The 20,176-nt window shown below is 73.6% G+C and carries 17 protein-coding genes and 1 pseudogene; 6 read left to right on the top strand and 12 right to left on the bottom strand.

Going from position 1 to position 20,176, the window contains the following annotated elements; all coding sequences use genetic code 11:
• From ABT160_RS30980 to ABT160_RS30970, 3 genes and pseudogenes are all read left to right on the top strand, one after another.
• A pseudogene (locus ABT160_RS30980) lies at positions 1-94 on the top strand (ABC transporter permease); the annotation flags it as partial.
• A gap of 7 nt (positions 95-101) precedes the next feature.
• Positions 102-833: a sirohydrochlorin chelatase gene (locus ABT160_RS30975; RefSeq protein WP_351651234.1), complete on the top strand. Its 732-nt coding sequence runs from the start codon at positions 102-104 to the stop codon at positions 831-833.
• A gap of 96 nt (positions 834-929) precedes the next feature.
• Entirely contained in the window at positions 930-1,115 is a 186-nt protein-coding gene (locus tag ABT160_RS30970) for a DUF4236 domain-containing protein (protein WP_351651233.1), read from the top strand.
• A 17-nt stretch (positions 1,116-1,132) separates the two neighbouring features.
• Here ABT160_RS30970 and ABT160_RS30965 read toward each other — a convergent pair whose 3' ends face one another.
• From ABT160_RS30965 to ABT160_RS30945, 5 genes are all read right to left on the bottom strand, one after another.
• The gene (locus ABT160_RS30965) at positions 1,133-1,687 is read right to left on the bottom strand and encodes a DUF1697 domain-containing protein (protein WP_351651232.1); all 555 of its coding nucleotides are present in this window, start codon (positions 1,685-1,687) and stop codon (positions 1,133-1,135) included.
• A gap of 208 nt (positions 1,688-1,895) precedes the next feature.
• The gene (locus tag ABT160_RS30960) at positions 1,896-3,101 is read right to left on the bottom strand and encodes a S8 family peptidase (protein ID WP_351651231.1); all 1,206 of its coding nucleotides are present in this window, start codon (positions 3,099-3,101) and stop codon (positions 1,896-1,898) included.
• Positions 3,102-3,433: 332 nt separating this feature from the next.
• On the bottom strand, positions 3,434-4,738 hold the full coding sequence (locus ABT160_RS30955; protein ID WP_351651230.1) for an ABC transporter substrate-binding protein: 1,305 nt from the start codon (positions 4,736-4,738) through the stop codon (positions 3,434-3,436).
• Entirely contained in the window at positions 4,738-5,610 is an 873-nt protein-coding gene (locus ABT160_RS30950; RefSeq protein ID WP_351651229.1) for a carbohydrate ABC transporter permease, read from the bottom strand. Before ABT160_RS30950 ends, ABT160_RS30955 begins: the two co-directional genes overlap by 1 nt.
• Entirely contained in the window at positions 5,610-6,533 is a 924-nt protein-coding gene (locus ABT160_RS30945) for a carbohydrate ABC transporter permease (RefSeq protein ID WP_502984332.1), read from the bottom strand. Before ABT160_RS30945 ends, ABT160_RS30950 begins: the two co-directional genes overlap by 1 nt.
• A 145-nt stretch (positions 6,534-6,678) precedes the next feature.
• Here ABT160_RS30945 and ABT160_RS30940 point away from each other — a divergent pair, with 145 nt between their 5' ends.
• Positions 6,679-7,566, top strand: coding sequence for a phosphotransferase enzyme family protein (locus ABT160_RS30940; RefSeq protein WP_351651228.1), 888 nt, complete (start codon positions 6,679-6,681; stop codon positions 7,564-7,566).
• A gap of 157 nt (positions 7,567-7,723) precedes the next feature.
• On the opposite strand, the gene ABT160_RS30935 is transcribed toward ABT160_RS30940, so the two are convergent.
• From ABT160_RS30935 to ABT160_RS30920, 4 genes are all read right to left on the bottom strand, one after another.
• Entirely contained in the window at positions 7,724-8,446 is a 723-nt protein-coding gene (locus ABT160_RS30935; RefSeq protein WP_351651227.1) for a 3'-5' exonuclease, read from the bottom strand.
• A gap of 184 nt (positions 8,447-8,630) precedes the next feature.
• Entirely contained in the window at positions 8,631-9,884 is a 1,254-nt protein-coding gene (locus ABT160_RS30930) for a DUF5919 domain-containing protein (protein ID WP_351651226.1), read from the bottom strand.
• 105 nt (positions 9,885-9,989) lie between these two features.
• Positions 9,990-11,360 (bottom strand): copper amine oxidase, encoded by a 1,371-nt coding sequence (locus tag ABT160_RS30925; protein WP_351651225.1) that lies wholly within the window; start codon positions 11,358-11,360, stop codon positions 9,990-9,992.
• 79 nt (positions 11,361-11,439) lie between these two features.
• Positions 11,440-12,162 (bottom strand): Tat pathway signal sequence domain protein, encoded by a 723-nt coding sequence (locus ABT160_RS30920; protein WP_351651224.1) that lies wholly within the window; start codon positions 12,160-12,162, stop codon positions 11,440-11,442.
• Between the two features lie 202 nt (positions 12,163-12,364).
• On the opposite strand from ABT160_RS30920, the gene glgX reads away from it, so the two are divergent.
• On the top strand, positions 12,365-14,536 hold the full coding sequence (glgX, locus tag ABT160_RS30915; RefSeq protein WP_351651223.1) for a glycogen debranching protein GlgX: 2,172 nt from the start codon (positions 12,365-12,367) through the stop codon (positions 14,534-14,536).
• Between the two features lie 269 nt (positions 14,537-14,805).
• Here glgX and ABT160_RS30910 read toward each other — a convergent pair whose 3' ends face one another.
• Positions 14,806-16,014, bottom strand: a complete 1,209-nt coding sequence (locus ABT160_RS30910) for an MFS transporter (protein ID WP_351651238.1) — start codon at positions 16,012-16,014, stop codon at positions 14,806-14,808.
• Positions 16,015-16,104: 90 nt separating this feature from the next.
• Between ABT160_RS30910 and treY the strand changes: the two genes are divergently transcribed.
• A complete protein-coding gene (treY, locus tag ABT160_RS30905; RefSeq protein WP_351651222.1) occupies positions 16,105-18,468 on the top strand; it encodes a malto-oligosyltrehalose synthase in 2,364 nt (787 codons plus the stop codon).
• Here treY and ABT160_RS30900 read toward each other — a convergent pair.
• A complete protein-coding gene (locus ABT160_RS30900; protein WP_351651221.1) occupies positions 18,410-19,366 on the bottom strand; it encodes a cytochrome P450 in 957 nt (318 codons plus the stop codon). The genes treY and ABT160_RS30900 overlap by 59 nt on opposite strands.
• A 295-nt stretch (positions 19,367-19,661) precedes the next feature.
• A complete protein-coding gene (locus ABT160_RS30895; RefSeq protein WP_351651220.1) occupies positions 19,662-20,090 on the bottom strand; it encodes an SSI family serine proteinase inhibitor in 429 nt (142 codons plus the stop codon).
• Between the last annotated feature and the right edge of the window lie 86 nt (positions 20,091-20,176).

Raw genomic sequence — 20,176 nt, 5'->3', positions numbered from 1 at the left:
CATCCTCACCGTCGGCATCGCCATCGACCTCCTCATCTTCAGCCCCCTCGAACGCGCCGTACTCCGCACCCGCGGCCTCCTCGTCAAGAACTGAGTCCACCGTGCACCGCCCCGTCCTGCTGGTCATCGCCCACGGCAGCCGTGACCCCCGGCACGCCGCGACCGTCCGCGCCCTGGTGCGCCGGGTGCGCGCGCAGCGGCCCGGGCTGCGCGTGGAGACCTCGTTCCTGGACTTCGTCGCGCCCTCGGTGGACGCGGTCCTGGAGCGCCTGGCGGCCGAGGGGGTGCGGGACGTGGTGGCGCTGCCGCTGCTGCTGACCCGCGCCTTCCACGCCAAGGCCGACGTCCCCGCCGTACTGCTGCGCGCCCCGGCGTCGCTGCGGGTGCGGCAGGCGGAGGTGCTCGGCCCGTCGCCGCTGCTGCTCGCAGCGGTCCAGCGGCGGCTGTACGAGGCGGGGCTCGGCCCTGCCGACAAGGGCTCGACCGGGGTCGTCCTGGCCTCGGCGGGCTCCAGTGACCCGGAGGCGATCGCAGTGATCGCTGAAATCGCGCGGGAGCTGCGGCACACCGGTTGGTGCGCCGTGCGGCCTGCGTTCGCCTCCGCATCCCTTCCCCGCACCGAGGACGCGGTGCGGGCCCTGCGCGCCGAGGGGGTGCGCAGGGTGGCGGTCGCGCCGTACGTGATCGCGCCCGGCCGGCTGCCGGACCGGATCGCGGCGGGGGCCACCGGGGCGGACGTCCTGGCCGATGTCCTGGGTTCGGCACCGGAGTTGGCACGGCTGCTGCTCGAACGCTACGACCAGGCACGCACCTTGGAGACGGCCGGGGTCTGAAGAGCTTCCCCTTTAGCGGTGTTGCGGCGTCGTGACACGGCGGTGACCGGCGCGGGCCGGGCGTGGCGCACCCTGGGGTGGTCGAAGGAGGCCGCCATGTCGTTCCACTACCACAAGCGGATCACCCTGATCCCCCGCGTGCTGCACATCGAGGTCAGCAACCACGGCTGGTCCTGGCACCTGGGCGGGCGCCGCGCGCACGCCACGGGCAACAGCCACGGCCACCGTTCGGCCTCGGTGCGGCTGCCGGGCGGCTTCAGCTGGAGCAGCCGCCGCCACTGAGGCCCGGCAGCCGGCCGTCAGGGTGCGGCGGTCATCTCCACGAGCTTGCGCACGGTGTTCCAGTTGCGGGCCGTCGTCACGTACCCCTTGACCACCGCGGGCTTGCTGACGGCGGTGCCCAGCGGGGAGCGGCCCAAGCCGTCGGGCGTGTGGAGGTAGACGACGCGGTCCCCGAGGGCGAACTCCTCGGGGCGGAAGGCGTCCGGGTCCAGTGCGGCGAACCGTTCGGGGTCGGGCGCGCGGTCGTAGTACACCGCGTACAGTTGCTTGCCCTCCAGGGCGTCCGCCGGGAACGGGCAGGCGTCGGCGACGGCGGCGAGGTAGGCGTGGTCGCGCACCAGGCAGTCGACGCGGAAGCCGAAGCGGGCCTCGACCGCGTCCTCCAGGGCGCGCGCGAGGCCGTCCTCCCCGGTGGTCTCCTCCGTGGTGAAGACGGCGTTGCCGCTCTGCAGGTGGGTGCGCACCCCGCTGTGCCCGAGGCCTTCGAGCACGGCCCGCAGTTCGGCCATGGGCACCTTGTGGTGCCCGCTGACATTGATGCCGCGCAGCAGGGCGGCGTACGTGGTCGGCATGGGCTCACCCTAGGGGGTGATCGGGTCCGTACGGACTGCTCGCCACGGGTGCGTACGCGAACGGCCGCCGTGCCCCGTGGGGGAGGGCACGGCGGCCGCGTTCGTGGCGCCCGGGTCGTGTCGGGCCGATCAGGCCCGGGCCGCAGCACCGGCGCCGGACGTGATCGGCCGGACACTCCCTAGACGATCACCGGATCGGCTCCGGTGGTCACTCGACGATCTTGAGCAGCTTGTTCGGCGTGCCCTGGGTCGCGTTGGAGATCTTGTCCGGCGTGGCGCCGTCCGTCAGCGCCTTGGCGACCTGCTCCGGCGTGGCGTCCTGGTGGCCGGCCAGGTAGACGGCGGCGGCGCCGACCACGTGCGGGGTGGCCATCGAGGTGCCGGAGATGGTGTTGGTGGCGTCGTCCCCGGTGTTCCACGCCGAGGTGATGTCCGAGCCGGGGGCGTAGATGTCGACCACGGAGCCGTAGTTGGAGAAGCTCGACTGCTCGTCGTCCTTGGTGGAGGACGCCACGGTGATGGCCTCCTTCACCCGGGACGGGGAGCCCTGGCCCGCGTCGGCGGACTCGTTCCCGGCCGCGACGGCGAAGGTCACGCCGGAGGCGATGGCCTTGCGGACCGCCTCGTCGAGGGCCTCGTCGGCGCCGCCGCCGAGCGACATGTTGGCGACGGACGGGCCCTGGTGGTTCTTGGTGACCCAGTCGATCCCGGCGACGACCTGCTCGGTGGTGCCCGAGCCGTTGTCGTCGAGCACCCGCACCGCGACGATCTTGGCCTTCTTGGCCACGCCGTGCGCCGAACCCGCGATGGTCCCGGCCACGTGCGTGCCGTGGCCGTTGCCGTCGTCGGCGTCGTTGTCGTTGTCCACGGCGTCGAAGCCGGAGGACGCCCGGCCGCCGAAGTCCTTGTGGGTGACCCGGACTCCGGTGTCCACGACGTACGCGGTGACGCCCTCGCCCGCGGAGTCGGGGTAGGCGTACTTGCCGTCGCCCGCGGTGTCGGCCTGGTCGATCCGGTCCAGGCCCCAGGACGGCGGGTCGTCCTGCGTGGCGTCGACGTGGAACTTCTTGTTCTGCACGACCTTGGCCACGGCCGGGTCGGCGGCGAGGCGCTTGGCCTCGTCGGTGCTCAGGCCGCTGGCGGAGAAGCCGTTGACGGCCGAGTTGTAGCTGCGCTGGAGCTTGCCACCGTACTCCTCGGCCAGCCCGGCCTTGTCCGCCTTCTGGTCCAGCAGGACCACGAAGCTGCCGTCGACGGCGCCCTGCGCGCCGAGGCCGTAGACCGTGCCCGTGGGGGTGGGCGCGGGCGAGGCTCCGGCGAATCCGGCGGTGACGACGGTGACGGCGGCGGCCGTGCTGACGGCGGCTATCGCGGCCGTCAGCTTCGAACCGCGGGCACGCTTGTGAGTTGCCATGAAGAGGGGTCTCCTCGTCAGGATTTGTGGGGGGAATGGCCTCCGGGCGGAAGATCTCCCGGGGGCTGGTTCGAAACCCTTGCCGATTGACGCGCCCAGATCAAGGGCTTCCAGCGGCTGTGATTTCTTCAACAAGCTTTCTTAATGAGTTGTCGACGGGTCCCTCACAACTCCGGCGCACTTGGTCGCGTTTCGGTCGCCGACTTCCCCCAACTCGGTCACGACCGACCCACCCCGGTCACACCCGGGGCACGCGACCTCCGGGTCCCCTAGGACCTGTCCGGTCGATCACGCCTCGGCCGCGGCGCCTGGCATGATCGACCGGACAGGTCCTAGTCCCGCTGGTAACGCGCCAGCACCAGGTTCCCGTCCTTCACCAGCCGCTTCTCCAGCTCCGCCGCGTCGATCGCGCCGCTGTAGTACTCCTGCAGCGCCGGGGTCGCCACCTTGTCCTTCCACTCCGGATAGCCGCGCACCGACTGCGCCGGTGCGGAGCGCAGGTCGCGGGCGAGCGCGACGCCGGTCGCCCAGCCGTCCTTCGGCGTGTGCAGCGCGGGGTCGGCGAGCGCCCGCGACCCGGTCGGCAGCATCCAGTCGCCCTGGGCGAGCCGCACCATGTTGGCCGGCTGGAGCAGGAAGTCGATGAAGCGCGCGGCCTCCTCCTTGTGCGGACTGTCCTCGGCGATCGACAGGGTCTGCGGGCTCACCCCCTGCGCCGTCCCCTCCGCCCCGGCGGGCGCGGGCAGCACCGTCCACTCGAAGCCCTCCGGCGCCTGCTGCACGATCTGCTGGCGGTACGAGAACCCCAGCGGGACCATCGCGTACTTGCCGCCGAAGAACCCCGGCAGGGTGTCCGAGCCGCCGCTGCCCAGGGTGGTGGGCGAGGCCGTGCGGTCGGTGTTGACCTGGTCGTGGACGGTGCCCGGCACCACCCCGTCCGCGTCGGTGAACCGGATGTCCACCTTGCCGTCCGCCGCCCGGTGGAACAGCTGCCCGCCCGCGGACAGGCCCAGGTTGAGGGTGACCGACACCGGCTCCTTCAGCGGCCAGGCCACCGCGTACTTCCCCCGGCCCATCTTCGCGGTGAGGTCCTTGGCGACCTGGCGGAACTCCGGCCAGGTCCAGGGCCGGTCCGGGGTGGGGACGCGCACCCCGGCGGACTCCAGGAGCTTCTTGTTGGCCATGATCACCCGGGGTTCCTGGAGGAACGGCACCCCGTACACCCCCTCCCCGAACGTCGCCGTCCGCCAGCTGCGCTCCGGGATGTCGGACCGCAGCCGGGCGGACAGGTAGGGGCGCAGGTCGGCCAGGTAGCCGCCGTTGGCGAAGTCGGCCAGGTCGTCGGAGGCGTCGTGGATGACGTCCGGCGCCTCGCCGCCCTCGAAGGAGGTCAGCAGCTGGTCGTGCACGCTGTCCCAGCTGCCCTGCACGTACTCCACCTGGACGTCCGGGTGGCTCGCGTTCCACTCCTTCACCAGCTGCTTGTTCGCCTCGACGGACTCCTTCTGCCAGGCCAGCGACTGGAAGCGCAGCCGGATCCGCCCGTCGCCGCCCCCGCCGCCGTCCGAGGAGCAGCCGCCGAGCGCGGCGAGGGTCACGGCCGCGAGCACGGCCGCCAGCGTCCTGCGCGGCCGCATCAGCTCTTCACCGCCCCGGCCAGCATGCCGCCGGTGATCCGCTTCTGGATCACGGCGAAGACCACCAGGGAGGGCAGGGTGGCCAGGAAGGCGGCCGCGGCCAGCGGGCCGAGGTCGGCCACGCCCTCCGCGCCGAGGAAGTGCGTCAGGACGACCGGCAACGTCTGTTTCTCCGGAGACTTGAGCAGGACGAGCGCGAAGAAGAACTCGTTCCACGCGGTGACGAACGCGAACAGCGCCGTGGCCACGATGCCGGGCGCGAGCAGCGGCGCGGTGACCGACACCAGGGTGCGCAGCCGGCCCGCGCCGTCCACGGCCGCCGCCTCCTCCAGCTCGGCGGGCACCGCCCGGACGTAGCCGGTGAGCATCCACAGCGCGAAGGGCAGTGACCACACCACGTACACCAGGACCAGCCCCGGCACGGTGTTGATCAGCTGGAGGTTCTTGAGCACCAGGAACAGCGGGATGATCACCAGCACGAACGGGAACGCCTGGCTGACCACCACCCACCCGGTCGCCGCCGTCGCGAGCCTGCCCCGGTGCCGCGCCATCACGTACGCCATCGGCGTGGCGATCAGCACCGCGATCACGGCCGCGCAGACCGCCGCCAGCAGGCTGTTCCCGGCGGCGCGCAGCAGCGGCTGCTCGTCGAAGGCCTGCCGGAAGTTGTCCAGGGTGGGGTCGCGCGGGATCCAGGTGGGGTGCAGCGAGCCCAGTTCGCGGGCGGGCTTGAAGGCCGTGGAGATCAGCCACAGGAAGGGGAAGGCCAGGAAGACCAGGTAGGCGAGGAGCGCCAGGTACTGCCCGGCCCGGCCCGCCCGGCCGGTGCGGTCCCAGCCGCCGCGCGCCGTGCCCGTGGTGCGAGCGCCCATCACTGATCGCCTCCCTTGAGCCGGCCGACCAGGTACAGCGCCAGGAGTACGGAGATGACGGCGACCATCACGCAGCCCATCGCCGCCGCGTACCCGAACTGGCCGTAGCGGAAGGCCTCCTCGTACGCGAAGAGCATCGGCAGCCGGGTGCGCCCGCCGGGGCCCCCGTTGGTCAGCACGTAGACCAGCGCGAACGAGTTGAAGTTCCAGATGAAGTTGAGTGCCGAGATCGCCAGCGCGACCGGCCTGATCGCGGGCCAGGTGACGGTACGGAACCGGCGCCAGGCGCCCGCCCCGTCCAGCGCCGCCGCCTCGTGCAGCTCGCGCGGGGTGTTCTGCAGTCCGGCGAGCAGGGCGACGGTGGTCTGCGGCATGCCCGCCCAGACGCCGACGAGGACCACGGCGGGCAGCGCGGTGGCCAGGCCGGTCAGCCAGTCCCGGCCGTCGCCCAGGCCCAGGTCGCGCAGGGTCTCGTTGAGGATGCCCGCGTCCGGGTTGTAGACGAGCCGCCACATGATGCCGACGACCACCTCCGGCATCGCCCACGGGACGATCGCCAGCGCCCGGGCCAGCCAGCGCAGCCGGAGCTCCTGGTTGAGCAGCAGCGCCAGGCCGAGCGCGAGCAGGAACTGCGGGACGGTCACCCCGACCGCCCAGAGCAGGCCGATCCGGAACGAGTCCCAGAACAGCGTGTCGTGCAGCAGGTCCCGGAAGTTCAGCACGCCCACCCACTGCGTGGCCTGGGTGCGGCCGGACTGCGCGTCCGTGAAGGCCAGCGCGATGCCGTAGAGCAGCGGGCCCACGCTGAGGAGCAGGATCGGTACGAGCGCGGGCAGCACCAGGAACCAGGCCCCGTGGTCCACCGGTCCGCCGGAAGGACTCGCCTTCCTCCCGGACCGCGCCGTTGCGGTCACCAATGTCACGGAAGAGACCCCTTTGCACCCCATGTGAAATTGAAGGCCAATGCGTGGTCGTAGTGGCATCGTCATGGTCCTGACGGCCCGTCGGTTCGTCAAGGAAGCCGCACGGATCTCGGCCCAACCTGCACGGATGCAAGACTCTGTGCCCATGAACGTGCCCCAGGTGCCCCAGAGCGCCGCCTTCGACGAGTCCCGCGCCCGCGCGGTCCTGGCCGCCGCCGGCCTGCCCGCCGCCGACGCCTCCCTCCTCTCGCTCGGCGAGAACGCCGTGTTCGCCCACGGCGACCTGGTGGTCAAGGTGGGCCGCGACGCCGAGCTCCTGTCCCGTGCCGAGCGCGAACTCGCCGTCGCCGACTGGCTCGCCGCCGCGGACGTCCCCGCTGTACGGGCCGCCGAGCCCGCCGCCCGGCTGGTGGACGGCCACCCGGTGACCCTCTGGCACCGGCTGCCCGACCCCGAGCGCCCCGCCGAGCCCCGCGACCTGGCCACCCTGCTCCGCCGGGTCCACGCCCTGCCCGCCGCCCCCTTCGCCCTGCCCCCGCGCGAACTGCTCGGCGGCGTCGAGCGCTGGCTGCGGCTGGCCGGCGACGCCGTCGACCCGGCGGACGCCGCCTACCTGCGCGAGCGCCGCGACGGCTTCGCGGCCTCGGCGGCGGCCCTCACCCCGCACCTGGCACCGGGCCCGATCCACGGCGACGCGCTCCCCCGCAACGTCCTGGTCGGCCCCGACGGCCCGGTCCTGGTCGACCTGGAGACCTTCTCCGCCGACTTCCGCGAGCACGACCTGGTGGTCATGGCCCTCTCCCGGGACCGCTACGGCCTGGACCCGGCGGCCCACGACGCGTTCACCGAGACGTACGGCTGGGACGTCCGCGCATGGGAGGGCTGCGCGGTGCTGCGGGGCGCCCGGGAGACCGCGAGCTGCGCCTGGGTGGCCCAGCACGCCCCGGTCAACCCCAAAGCCCTGGCCGAGTTCCGCCGCCGGGTCGCCTCCCTGCGCGACGACGACCCCGAGGTGCGCTGGTACCCCTTCTAGGAGGGACGGGTTTCGAGGACGGACCGGGCTCCACGGCGAGCCGGGCTCCGGGGCCGGTCAGCTGCGGGACCGGCCAGCAGCAAGCCCCCGGCCTTCCGGGACCGGTCAGCAGCGGACCCCCGGCCTTCCGGGACCAGTCGGCAGCGGGCTCTCCGACTCAGGCCTCCGCCGCCGTCAGTTCCCGCACCGGCCACGCCGGGTCCACCACCGCGTCCGCGTCCCCCTTGCGCCGCAGGAAGCCCTGGAAGTCCGCCGCCCAGTCCGCGTACCACCGGATCTGCTGCTCGTGCAGTTCGTCCGGAGCCAGCGAGGCCACCGACGGGTAGCGCTCGGCTATCGCCACGGCCACCCGGACCGCCGCCAGCGCGTCCGCGGTGGCCTGGTGCGCGCCGTCCAGCACCACCCCGTACTCCGCGCAGACCGCCTCCAGGGTCCGCTTGCCCCGCCGATAGCGGTCGACGGCCCGGTCGATCGTGTACGGGTCGACGACCGGGCCTATCGGCCTGCCGCCCAGCCGCTCGCCCAGCGACGGCAGCCCGTGCCGCTCCAGCTCCGCCGAGAGCAGCGTCAGGTCGAAGGACGCGTTGTACGCCACGATCGGCACCCCCTGGCGCCAGTACCCGGTCAGCGTCTCGGCCAGCTCGTCGGCCACCTCGCGCACCGGCCGCCCCTCGGCGGCGGCCCGCTCGCTGCTGATGCCGTGGATCTCCGTGGCCTGCGCGGGAATCAGGACCCCCGGGTCGGCCAGCCATTCGCGCCGCCGCACCGGCCCCTCGCCGCGCACGCCGACGATCGCGGCCGTCACGATCCGCGCCCGCAGCGGATCCGTACCGGTCGTCTCCAGGTCGAAGCCGACCAGTGCCTCCCCGTGCCAAGCCATCGTGCCCCTCCTCAGTGGTGCTCGTGGTGCTCTCCCCCTGTGGGTTCCCACCCTCCCACGCACCACTGACAACGCCCCGGCCGCCCACCTCGTCCTGGCCACCTCACGCCACGCGACGCCGCCGCACAGGACACCGACCCACGGCACGGCGCGCCGACGCACCCCGCATCGCGACCGTCCCGGTTCAGGACACCGGCCGGGAGTCCCCCCACATGGACTCGAACTCCTCGCGGTAGGTCTCGAAGAGCCCGTGCTCCCCGTCCCCGCGCTGCCCGCCCGCCCGCACGACCTGCCGCCCCCCGCCGCGCAGCACCAGCACCGGCGCCTCCATCCCGCGCGCCTTGCGCAGGTACGACTGGACGACCGCGACGCCGTCCGCGCCGTCGCCGTCCACCAGGTAGGCGGTGAACCGGGGGGTCTCGTCGAACACGTGGATCTCGAAGGCCCCGGGGTCGCGCAGCCGGGAGCGCACCCGCCGCATGTGCAGGATGTTCATCTCCACCGACCGGCTCAACTCCCCCTTTCGCAGGCCCAGTTCGCGCTCCCGGCGCTTGACGGCGCTGCTGGCCGGGTTCAGGAAGAGCAGCCGTATCCGGCAGCCGGACTCGGCGAGGCGGACCAGCCGCCTGCCGGAGAAGTTCTGCACCAGCAGGTTCAGGCCGATGCCGATCGCGTCGAGCCGCCGCGCGCCGCCGAAGAGGTCCTCCGCCGGGATCTGCCGCTGCAGCCGCACCCGGTCCGGGTGCACGGACACCACGTCCGCGTACCGGTCGCCGACCAGGTCCTCCACCGCGTCCACCGGCAGCCGCTGCGCCGAGGGCACGCCCGCGCCGCTGCCCAGGATCTCCAGGAGCCGGGCCGAGGCCCGCTCGGCCTGGTCCAGGACGGTGCGGGTCAGGGCCCGGTTGCGGGAGACGACGTTGCGGGCCACCTCCAGCTCGTCCAGGGCGAGTTCGACCTCGCGGCGCTCGTCCACGTACGGCTCGAAGCACGGCCAGTGCTGGACCATCAGCTCGCGCAGCTGCGGGAGGGTGAGGAAGCTCAGGACGTTGTCGTCGGCGGGGTCGAGGAGGTAGCCCTTGCGGCGGGAGACCTCGCGCACCGCGACCGCCCGCTGCACCCACTCGTGGCCCGCGGGACCGGCCGCGGCCACCACCCAGTCGTCGCCGTGCACCGGTTCGTACACCGGGCGCAGCACGGCGGCGACGACGGCGCGCAGCCGCTGCTCGACCAGGTTGAGCCAGAGGTAGGCGCGCCCGGCCCGCTGGGCGCGGACGCGCACCTCGCTCCAGGCGTCCGCGTCCCAGTCGAGCTCGGCGCCGATCTCCATCGGCCGGGCCAGCGACACCGCTCCGGGCGGCAGGTCGTCGGGGTCGGCGGCGCCGCCCTCGGGTCCCGTGTCACCGCCTGGGGGAAGCTCCAGCCCTCCCGAGCCCACCCGCGCACCGCCTTCTGCTCCGTGACGCCCCGCCCGTCCGACGACGATCAAGGAAGGGTACTCCGGGTGGTGGCGGCGGTGCAGCCGGATCCACAGGCTCCTCCCTCAACTGCCCGATTGCTGATGCCCGTTGTGCCCCGCCAGTTCGTCCGGAGTGAGCGGATTCATAGCGGTTACGTCCCTGGGGACCAGCTGGAAGCCCTGCCAGTGCACCGGCATCGGCTGCTGGTCCTCGTCGCGGGCGATGTGGTGGAAGCCGATGTTGACCCAGACGACCGGTTCCACCAGCTGCTCGCCGTTGACCCACCGGTCGACGCTGGTGCCGCCCTGCGCGCCGCAGTCGCGGATGTTGTCGCTGGCGAACTGCTCGCAGGCGCGGGCCTGCGTGAAGTAGACGTCGTGCCGGGTGAAGGGGCGCCCCGCGTGGCGCGCGGAGCTGCCGGGGACGATCTCGTACGAGCGCGGATGGCCGTCCGTGTTGGTGCCGCGCTCGCTGACCACCCGCCACCAGCGCATCGTCGTGGCGTCACCGGCCAGTTCGCGGGTGACGGGCGTGCGGGTGGTGCGCACGGTGGGACTGCCGCTGCCGCGCGGCGGGGTGACCTTGGAGTCGTACTGCTCGATCCGGCCGCGGCGCGAGCCGTCCAGGGCGAAGTCCAGCTTCCAGAAGACGTTGTGGGCGTGGCTCGTGGCGTAGTCCTTCGCGCCCTTGCCGATGGGCCAGCCGCGTCCGTCGGCGCCGTTGTAGTCCTCGGGGGCGAGGCTGCCGGTGGCGCCGACGTTCGCCGCGATCGCGCCCTCGGCGGTGAACCGCCACTCGGTCACGTACTCGTACCAGGCGACCTTGTTGACCGTGTAGACCAGCAGGTCGGTGGCCTGCGCCTGCCAGACCTTGTCGCCCTCGTCGCTCGCCAGGCGGTACGCGTGCCCGCGCGCGCGTGTCGTGGTGCACAGGCCGTTGACCGGGTCCTGGTCGGGGACCCGGACGGGGATCAGGGTGCCGCCGGGGCACTCCTCGGGGCGCAGTGACTGCAGGCCCCAGCCGAATCCGGCGCCGGTGAGGTCGTCGTACTCGGCGTTGCCGTCGTCGTAGGGGACGTGGATCTGGGCGAGCTTGGCGCTGTCGAGGACCCGGATCGGCCGGGACTCGCCCTTGGGCTGGTAGGAGACGGCGCCCAGGACGAGCCCGTGGTCGCTGTCGTAGCGCCAGCACATGCGCCAGGTGGTGCCCCCGTCCAGCTGCCGTTCGATGCGGTACGCGGCGCCGCAGTCGGCCGGGGCGGGCTCGGCGGGGGCGCGGGGCGCGGCGGGGGCGTCCGGGGCCGCGGCGACCGCTCCGGGGAGGGCGGCGAGGAGGGCGGCCACGGCGAGCAGGACGCGGGAGCGGCGGCGCCGGGGCTCCCGGGGGCGCGGGCCCGTGGTGCCGGGACGGGTGGGGTCGTGGGGCGTGGGGTCGTGGGGCGTGGAAAAGCGCATGGTCGGCGGACTCCCTCGTACTCGTACGAGCGTGCGGGGCTGCGGAGTTGTGAGGTCGGTGCGGGATCGGGCCCGAGGGTCAGGCCGTACGGACGACGGTCCGGGCGCTGAGGTCGACGACCAGGCCCCTCAGCTCGATCCACGGCCCGTTCCGCACCTTGGTCACCAGTCGTACGCAGCGGTGCTCGCCGCAGCGCGCCAGCGCGGCCGGCACGCGGGCCTCCCGGTAGGTGCGGTAGATCTCGCCGTTGAACCACAGCTGTTCGGGCGTGGTCAGCGCCCGTCCGGTGGCGTCCCGGTAGGCGGCCCGCAGGCCGGACCCCTGGGGCGAGGCGAGGATCAGGGTGAGGGCCTCGCGCAGCTCCTCGTGGTGCGGTGAGGGCTGCACCCCGCGCTGGACGGTGGTGCGTTCGACCCGGCCGGTCGTCAAGTCGACGGTGCGGGTCAGGAGTTGGTCGGACGTGTAGTCGTAGAGCCGGACTTCGGCGCGGCGGGCGCCCGTTGGGGCGGCGGAGCCTTCGGTCGCGTGGCCGGCCGGGTCGGCCAGGCCGACGGTCAGGCGCTGCGGGCCGCGCCCGCCCGCCACGTCCCGCGCGTCCCCCCGGTCCGCCGCCCTCGCGAGCGCCTCGGCCCGGCGGGCCTCGGCGTCCGTGAGCGGATCGAGGCCGGAGCCCCGCTCCCCCACGGCCGCCAGGGGCGCCACGGACGCGGGCCCCGGCCCGTCGTCCGCCGCGTGGATCCCGGCCGCCCGCGTGGCGGGCGCATGCGCACCCGCCTCGTCGGGCAGGGTGATTCCTACCATCGCCGCGGTACCCGTGACCGCGACGGCCGTACCCGCCACCAGCTTTCCCAGGTGGCGGCGCACAAGTCGGTGCACTGTTCCCCCTCGTTCCCTGTGGTCACCCGGTAGGACGGAGCCAAGTCCTAGGCGGTTGTCACACTTTCGGGGAGGATCTGGCACAGATGTCCACCCGCTCCCTGCTCGGAAGTGGAATATTTCGCCTATGCAGGTCTGGCCCGGTCACGCGTATCCCCTCGGCGCCACGTACGACGGCGCCGGAACCAACTTCGCGGTCTTCTCGGAGGCCGCCCACCGCATCGAGCTCTGCCTGCTGCACGACGACGGTTCCGAGACCGCCGTGGAACTGCGCGAGACGGACGCCTTCGTGCGCCACGCGTACCTGCCGGGGGTGATGCCGGGCCAGCGGTACGGTTTCCGGGCCCACGCCCCGTACCGGCCCGAGGCCGGCCAGCGCGGCAACTCGGCCAAGCTGCTCCTCGACCCCTACGCGCTCGCGGTCTCCGGGTCCGTCGACTGGAACGAGGCGGTGTACGGGTACCACTTCGGCGACCCGGACTCGCGCAACGACCTGGACTCGGCCCCGCACACGATGACTTCGGTCGTGGTCAACCCCTACTTCGACTGGGGCGACGACCGCCCGCCCAGGATCGACTACCACCGCACCGTGATCTACGAGGCCCACGTCAAGGGCCTGACCATGCTGCACCCGGGCCTGCCCAAGGAGATGCGCGGCACCTACGCGGCGCTCGCCCACCCGGCGGTCCTGGAGCACCTGACCCAACTGGGCGTCACGGCACTGGAACTGATGCCGGTTCACCAGTTCGTCAACGACCACCGACTGGTCGACTCCGGCCTCGCCAACTACTGGGGCTACAACACGATCGGCTTCTTCGCCCCGCACAACGCCTACGCGTCCTGGGGCGACCGGGGCGAGCAGGTCCTCGAGTTCAAGCAGGCGGTGCGCGCGCTGCACGAGGCGGGCATCGAGGTCATCCTGGACGTGGTCTACAACCACACGGCCGAGGGCAACCACCTGGGCCCGACCCTGTCGTTCCGGGGCCTGGACAACCCCTCGTACTACCGGCTGACCGAGGACCCCCGGTACTACATGGACACCACGGGCACCGGGAACTCGCTGCTGATGCGGTCCCCGCACGTACTCCAGATGATCATGGACTCGCTGCGCTACTGGGTCACCGAGATGCACGTGGACGGCTTCCGCTTCGACCTCGCGGCCACGCTGGCACGGCAGTTCCACGAGGTCGACCGGCTCTCGGCGTTCTTCGACATCGTCCAGCAGGACCCGGTGGTCAGCCAGGTGAAGCTGATCGCCGAGCCGTGGGACGTGGGCGAGGGCGGCTACCAGGTCGGCAACTTCCCGCCGCTGTGGACCGAGTGGAACGGCAAGTACCGCGACACCGTACGGGACTTGTGGCGCGGCGAGCCGCGCACGCTCGCCGAGTTCGCCTCCCGCCTCACCGGCTCCTCCGACCTCTACCAGGACGACGGGCGCCGCCCGCTGGCCTCCGTCAACTTCGTCACCTGCCACGACGGCTTCACGATGCGGGACCTGGTCTCGTACAACGAGAAGCACAACGAGGCCAACGGGGAGAACAACCAGGACGGCGAGAGCCACAACCGCTCCTGGAACTGCGGGGCCGAGGGCGCCACGGACGACTCCGGGGTACGGGACCTGAGGGTCCGCCAGATGCGCAACTTCATCGGCACGCTGCTGCTGTCGCAGGGCGTTCCGATGCTCTCGCACGGCGACGAGTTCGGCCGCACCCAGGGCGGCAACAACAACGCGTACTGCCAGGACAACGAGGTCTCCTGGGTGCGCTGGCCCGCGTCGTACGGGACGGAGGAGACGGGTCCCGACACCGAGGGCCCCGCGGTGTCCCGCGAGGACGAGGAGGCCCGCGACCTGCTCGCCTTCACCCGGGCGATGGTGTGGCTGCGCCGCGACCACGCGGTCTTCCGGCGACGTCGCTTCTTCCACGGCAGGCCCGTGGAGGGCACGCACGACGAGCTGTCGGACATCGCGTGGTTCACGCCCGAGGGCGACGAGATGGCCCAGCAGGACTGGCAGGCGTCCAGCGCCAAGGCCCTGTCGGTCTTCCTCAACGGCAGCGCCATCTCGGAGCCGGGCCCGCGCGGCGAGCGGATCTCGGACGACTCGTTCCTGCTCCTGTTCAACGCGGGCGCCGAGCCGATCGACTTCGTGGTGCCGGTCAACCACGGCCGCCAGTGGCACGTGGTGGTGGACACGGGCAGCCCGACGGGCACGCTCACGGAGGAGGGCCCGAAGGTGGCGGCGGGGGACGTGGTCACCCTGACGGGCCGCAGCATGACGGTCCTCCGCCGCCCGACGTAACACCCGCCCCTTCAAGCCCGCCCGGATCCCACTACCCCTTCACACCCGTCCGGCGCTTGAGGAGGGCGCCCGCCTGCTGCCGCCGAGAGGCCTCGTTCCCTCCCAGCCCGTCCGGCGTTTGAGGACGGAGCCCGCCCCTCTCGCCGCCGGAGGCTTTCGGGAAGGGGCGGGTAGGGGACCCCCAGGACCCGCGCCACGAGGGCCCGCACCCCTGCCCCGCGCCACGACCGCCCGCACCCCCGCCCCGTACCCGCGAGGCAGAACCCCCCTCACCCCACCCGCACGGCCTCCGCCCCACGAGGCACCCCGCCCCGCACCCTCACCACCCACGACAGCACCGCACACCCCACCGCGGCCCCCACCGCCACCGCGAACGCCGCCGTGGCGCCGGCGCGGTCGGCGAGCGTCCCCGACACGGCCAGCGCCAGCGCCTGCCCGCCGACGATCCCGCTCGTCAGGTACGCCATGGACTCGGCCAACCGCCGCGCGGGCACGACCCGTTCGGTCAGCCCGAAGACGGTGATCAGGTGCGGGGCGTACGCGACGCCGAGCACCACCACGGCCGCGTACAGCGACCACATCGTGTCGACGAACAGCAACGGCGCGGACAGCAGCACCAGCCCGGCGGTGGCGGCGCGCCAGCGGGAGGTGAGCCCGAAGCGCTCGGGGACGGCCGCCATGGCGAACCCCGCGGCGGCACTCATCACGCCCATCGCCGCGTAGACCAGGCCCGCCTGGGACTCCTGGCCGAGGCTCTCGGTCAGGGCGGTGATCCCGGCCTGGGAGGCCCCGAACATCGCCCCCTGCAGGGCCATGGTCAGCCGGAGTGCGTAGGTGGACCGGGGCAGGCGCTCGTGCATCGGTGACATGTCACGTGTGACCGGTCGTACGGTTGCGGCACTGGGGTGCAGGGCGAACGCCGTACCGCACCCGGCCAGCAGCACCGCCGCCACCAGCAGCGCGGCGGCCGGGTGGGCCACCGTGGCCGCCAGCCCCACCAGCGCCGGGCCGAGCACGAAGGAGACCTCGTCGAGGGTGCCCTCGAAGGAGAGCACCGCGCCCACGGTGCGGTCGTCGGCCCCGGCGCGCCGGGCCAGGGCCACCGAGCGGGTCCGGGCCAGCGGGCCGACCTGCGGCACGCTCGCCCCGGCCAGGACGCCCAGCGCCATCAGCCAGCCGGTCGCCGCGTGCGCCAGGGCGGCGGCCACCAGCGCGGCCACCGCGACCGCGTTGACCAGCGCGGCGGCCAGGACGACACCGCGCTGTCCGCGCCGGTCGGCCGCCCGTCCGAGCAGCGGGCCGCCCACCGTCTGCCCGGCCGCCAGCGCACCGCTCGCGAGCCCCGCGGTGGCGAGGCTCCCGCTGGTCTGGGCGACCAGCAGCAGGCTCCCGAGCTGGCACATCGCCGTGGGCAGCCGCCCCAGGAAGGACACCACCGGCAGCACCGGTCCGGTCAGGGCCGTCACCTCGCGATACATACGGAGCATCGGGCGAACGTAACGCGGCACATGTGACCGTACGCATGGGTCGATGACACAGAAGGCCCGATGCGGGGTACGTACGTTCGCATGACGCCCAACGCCACCTACCGGCTCCAGCTCCAGCCGGGGTTCGACTTCCGGGCCGCCGAGGAGGCCGTGCCGCGCCTGGCCGGTCTCGGGGTCTCGCACCTGCACCTGTCCCCCGTCCTGGAGTCCGTTCCGGGCTCGACGCACGGGTACGACGTCACCGACCACACGACGGTACGGCGCGAACTGGGCGGCGAGGACGGCCTGCGGGCCCTCGCCGCGACGGCCCGGGCCCACGGCCTCGGCCTGGTCGTCGACCTGGTGCCCAACCACATGGCGGCCTCCCCCCGCCACAACCGCCCGCTGCGCGAGGTGCTGCGCGAGGGCCCGGACTCGCCGTACGCCCGCTGGTTCGACATCGACTGGGAGGCCGGCGACGGCCGGGTGCTGCTGCCGTTCCTGGGCGGCAGGCTCGGCGAAGTCATGGACGAACTACGCGTCGAGGGCGACGAGTTGCGGTACGCGGAGCACGCGTTCCCGCTGCGCCCCGGCACGGAGAAGCTGCCGCTGCCCGAGCTCCTGGACGCCCAGTGGTACCGGCTGTGCTGGTGGCGGCTGGCCCGCACCGATCTCAACTACCGTCGCTTCTTCACCATTTCGGACCTGATCGCGGTCCGCGTGGAGGACCCCGAGGTGTTCGCGGGCAGCCACGCCAAGATCGTGGAGCTGGTACGCGACGGCGTGGTGGAGGGGCTGCGGATCGACCACCCGGACGGGCTCGCCGACCCGGAGGGCTACCTCACCGACCTCGACGGGGCGACCGGCGGGGCCTGCTGGACGGTGGTGGAGAAGATCCTCACCGGCGACGAGCGCCTGCCCGCCGCCTGGCCGGTCGCCGGGACCACCGGCTACGACGCCCTGCGCCACCTCGACGGCGTCCTCACCGACCCGCTCGGCGCGGCGGAACTGGCCGACGTCTACCGCGAGTTCACCTTGCTCCCGGCCGACCGGGGCGCCCACTGGGACGCGACCGCGCGCCGGGCCGCGTACAAGGTGGTCACCCACGAGCTGGCCGCCGAGGTGTCCGCGCTGGTGCGGCTGGCGGGCCGGGTCTGCGCCGGGGACCCCGCGCTGCGCGACCACGCGCCCTGGGCGCTGGGCACGGCGGTGCGCGAGCTGCTGGTGCGGGTCCCGGTCTACCGGCCCTACCGGGTCGGCGGGCAGGACGTCCTGACCGCGGAGGCGGCGGCGCGTGCCCGGGAGGTGTTCACGGTGCCGGAGGAGGCCGCGGCGGTCGACGTCGTACGTGACATGGCACTCGGGACGCTCGGCGACGGGCCGCACCACGCGGCGTTCCGGGCGCGCTTCGCCCAGACCGCCTCCGCGCTGCGGGCCAAGTCCGTGGAGGACACCGCCTTCTACCGCTACTCCCCGCTGCTCTCGGCGAACGAGGTGGGCGGCGACCCGGGCCGCCCCGCGGTGTCGCCGCGGGAGTTCCACGCGTACTGCGCCCGGCTGGCCCGCGACTGGCCGGCCACCGGCACGGCGCTGTCCACCCACGACACCAAGCGCAGCGCCGACGTACGGGCCCGGATCTCGGCCCTGTCGCAGGCACCGGAGCGCTGGGCGGCACTGCTGCGTGACGTGTCACACGTCGAAGCGCCCGACCCGCACCTGGCCTGGGTGACCTGGCAGACGGCGTTCGGCCTGGGGCACCCGGCACCGGGGCGGCTGGGGCCGGCCGTGCTGAAGGCCGTCCGCGAGGCGGCGCTGCTGACCAGCTGGACCGAGCCGGACGAGGCGTACGAGCGGGCGGTCACCGCGTTCGTGGAGGCGGGTCCGTGCGGGCCCCCGCCGCACGCGCCGGCCGGGCTGGCGCAGGAGCTGGCCCCGCACATCGAGGCCAACACGCTCGGCGCGGCGCTGCTGCACCTGACGATGCCCGGCGTCCCCGACCTCTACCAGGGCACCGAGGGCCACTACCTAGCGCTGGTCGACCCGGACAACCGGGCGCCGTACCGGCCCGCTCCGGCCGACGACAAGTACGCGGTGACCCGGGCGGCCCTCGCGCTGCGCCGCCGGCAGCCGGAGGTGTTCGGCCAGTCGGGCACGTACGCCCCGCTGGTCGCGCACGGCCCGGCGGCGGACCACTGCCTGGCCTTCTGCCGCACGGGCGCCGTGGTCACGGTGGTCACCCGTCTCTCGCTGCGCCTGGCGGAGGCGGGCGGCTGGCGCGAGACGGCCCTGGAGCTGCCCCCGGGCACCTGGTACGACGTGCTGGCCGCCGAATCCGGCTGCGCGGTAAGGGAGTTCAGTGGCACGGTCGACCTCGACGCGCTCCTGTCGGCGGGCCCGGTCGCGCTGCTCAGCGCGGACCGGCCGGGCCCTGCGGACGCACCAGGAGGGAGCGCGGCGCTCGGGTGAGGACCCCGGTGTGCACCGGGCGGAACCCGTCGGCCCAGCAGAGCGCGGGCATCGCGTCGAGCAGCGCGCGCAGCCCGCACTCCGCCTCCAGGCCCGCGAGCACGACGGCGGGGCAGAAGCCGGGGCCGAAGGTGAGCTGCCCGGGGTCCTCGCGCAGGACGTCGAAGCGGTCCGGGTCGGCGAACCGCACGGGGTCCCGCCCGGCGGCGCCGATGAGCAGCGCGACGGACGCGCCCGCCGGGACGGTGCCGCCGCTGGTGCGCACCGCGGCCGCGGTGCGCCGCAGGACGACGGGGACGGGCGGGTCGCGCCGCAGGGACTCGGTCCAGGCGCGGGCGACCAGTGCGGAGGGTCCGTCGCGCAGGGCCGCCAACTGGTCCGGGTCGTCGAGGACGTTGGCGAGGAAGGAGGCGAGGGCCTTCTCCCGGACGGCGGTCTGTCCGCCGCAGGTGCCGGCCAGCGCGGAGGCCGCCCGGCCGCGCACCAGGCGCATCATGTCGCGGTAGGGCACGCCGACGGCGGCGGCGACGCTCCCGACGGGCAGCCAGTGGCAGAACTCCTCGACCAGGTCCACCTGTTCGCGCCCGGCTATCCGCTGGGCGAGGACGTGCGCGGTGCGCTCGACGGCGGCGCGCAGCCCGGCGCCGCGGACCTCCTGGTGGGTGGCGGCGCAGGGCGCGTCGCCGGGGCGGTGCCCGTGGGTGAAGCGGGGGTCGACGAGCGCGGGGGCCACGTCCTCGTACCTGCTCAGCAGCCAGGCGCCCAGGGACTCGTCGTAGGCGAGCGGGAAGTCCTCGCGGAGGGTCCGGTAGAGCGCGTTGGGGGCGCGCCCCGGCTCCAGGCCCAGCGGACTCGGCGGTGCCTCCGTGCGTATGCCCGCCGGCTGGTCGACGTCCATCGGGACCAGCCGACCACCGCGGACGGGCGGACGCAGTCGGGGCGGGCCGAACGGGTGACGCGGCGCTGTGTGACCGGTGGTGTGTGACCGGTGGTGTGTGCCCGGGGCGGGAGCGCCCGGGAGGCGCTGGCCGCCGCGTCACGGGTGGGGCGGGCCGTGTCACCGGTGATGGGTGACCGGTGGCGCGTGACCGGTGGTGTGTGCCCGGTGACATGTCACCGGGCACACCGCTCAGCGCCCCACCGTGCCCACCGCTCAGCGCGTCAGCACGTCAGTGCGTCAGCACCTCACCGCGTCATCGCACGTCGAAGACCGACCGGGTCGCCGTCTTCATCACGCACTCGTTGGGGAAGGTCTTCGCGAACACCGCACGGCGCCCGTTCCACACCCCGTACGCCATCGCGGTCACCGGACGGTAGATCATCGGGCAGACGCCGTCGCGCGGCTTGATGCGCGTGATGTCGCCCTCCGCGGCCTTCAGCTCCTTGCACGCCTCCTTGGCGTGCGGGTGCCCGCCCTTGCCGTCGGGGCAGCGCAGCAGCGCGCCGTTGACGTTGCCGAGGGCCTCCTCGCCCTGGATCACCGCGACGTACATCCAGTCGCCGGGGTAGGCGCGCGGCGCCTGCTCCCGCGCCTGGGCCACCGTGGCGCCCGGGGCGAGCAGGGCGCCCGCCGCGGCGACCGCGAGCAGAGCGTTCCGTACCGTCCTGACCGTCCTGGCCATGTGACTCACCGTTCCTCGCATCCGCGTGCGCGCAGCAGGTCGACTGCGCTGCTGGATGCATCGGCGCGTGCCCGGGCGCGCTCAAC

It is taken from the genome of Streptomyces sp. NPDC001941 (genome assembly GCF_040296945.1).
Taxonomy (GTDB): domain Bacteria; phylum Actinomycetota; class Actinomycetes; order Streptomycetales; family Streptomycetaceae; genus Streptomyces.
The sequence above is the reverse complement of the archived record's forward strand: the minus strand, read 5'-3'. Positions and strand labels throughout refer to the sequence as shown.